At 69.8% G+C, this 1,374-nt stretch carries 1 protein-coding gene; it reads right to left on the bottom strand.

All coding sequences use genetic code 11. The features are described from left to right. Nucleotides 1-34: 34 nt before the first annotated feature. Nucleotides 35-1,198, bottom strand: coding sequence for an ISAs1 family transposase (locus tag ACIBAF_RS49270; protein WP_399473422.1), 1,164 nt, complete (start codon nt 1,196-1,198; stop codon nt 35-37). Nucleotides 1,199-1,374 lie beyond the last annotated feature (176 nt).

Below are 1,374 nucleotides of genomic sequence, written 5' to 3'. Positions count from 1 at the left end.
CAGGGTCCCTTGCGTGATCGACGTCTGTCCGGATTCATCCGGTGATGCCGAGGGTGGCCAGGGGCCTTCGCCAGTCGCGAGCGGTGTGACGTAGGGCGGCGGCGATGTTGGTGTGGCCGTCCTGACGGTGGACGCCGATGGCGAGGTTGCGCAGGCCGGCCATGATGCGCGGGAGATTGCCGGCATGGATTTTGGAGTCGTCCTCGCGGAACGTGCGGTCGCGGACGTGGTGCAGAAGATTTTCGATCTTCCAGTGTCCTCTGATCCAGTCGGCGAGCTGGGCGCCGGTAGCCGCGCGGGGCGGCAGGCTGGTGATCAGGTAGACGCGCTCGATGGTGAGCTTGCCGGTGGTGAAGTCCTTCCTCCAGCGCACGACTTGCAGGGCCTGGCGTGCGTCGGGGTAGTCGAGATGGGCGAAGGCGGCGGTCTTCAGCCGCCGGATCTCCAGACGGTGGTGGGCCCGGGTGCGGTCGTAGTGGTCGAGCGTGATCTCGCGCCAGGGCAGGCGGCGGATGCGGTCGAACAGACCGGGATGGTTGGCCTTGACCTGGGCGATGTAGTGGGCACCGCGCTCTCGGAGGTAGGTGCCGTGAGCGTGCTGGGTGTGCAGCGCGTCGGCGGTGATGACCGTGCCGGTCAGGTCGACGCTGTCCAGCAGGGGCCGGAAGGCGGGGATCTCGTTGCTCTTGTCGGCGACCTGCCGCTGGGCCAGGACGTGGCCGGTGTGGTCCATCGCGGCGAGCAGGGTGACGTGCCCGGTGACGTGGGTGCGTGAGCCGCGCAGGGCCTTGCCGTCAACAGCGATCGCCCGCGGTCCAGGGCCGGCCGGGGTGGCGCGGGCGGTGAGGAAGTCGCCGATTGCCCGGTCCAGGGCGTCGCCGTCGAGTTGGACGAGCAGACGGCGCAGGGTGTGGGGGTGCGGGACGGACACGGCGCCGGAGAACGGGTCGGTGGGGAAGCCGAGAACCCGGCAGGCCCACGCGGGGACGTCGCTGATCCATTCCGTGATCGCGGTGAGCGAGCGGGCACCGGCCAGGACACTCGCCGCGGCCGCGGCGACCAGAGCCGACAACCGGTAGCGGCGGCCGCGGACGCCTCTCGGGTCGGGCACCAGATCCAGGAAACCGGACAGTGCGACCGCGTCCGCCAGCGGGGCCGGCGCGGCAGTCCGGCCCAGTTGGGCCAGCGCGGTGGGCATGGGAGAAGATGCAGGAGTAGGCACGGACTCGCCAGGTGTTCATGGGACTTCGACACTCACATGATCACTGAGACCGTGCCTGCACTGCGTCCCCCACCCGCCCGAACCGGGATGTCCCCTCCAAGGACGGGCTAGCACGACACTCCGGACGAAACGTGATCACGCAACGGCCCCTG

Source organism: Streptomyces sp. NPDC051677 (assembly GCF_044453465.1).
Taxonomy (GTDB): Bacteria; Actinomycetota; Actinomycetes; order Streptomycetales; family Streptomycetaceae; genus Streptomyces.
Note: the sequence above shows the minus strand (reverse complement) of the source record. Positions and strands in the feature narration are given on the sequence as shown.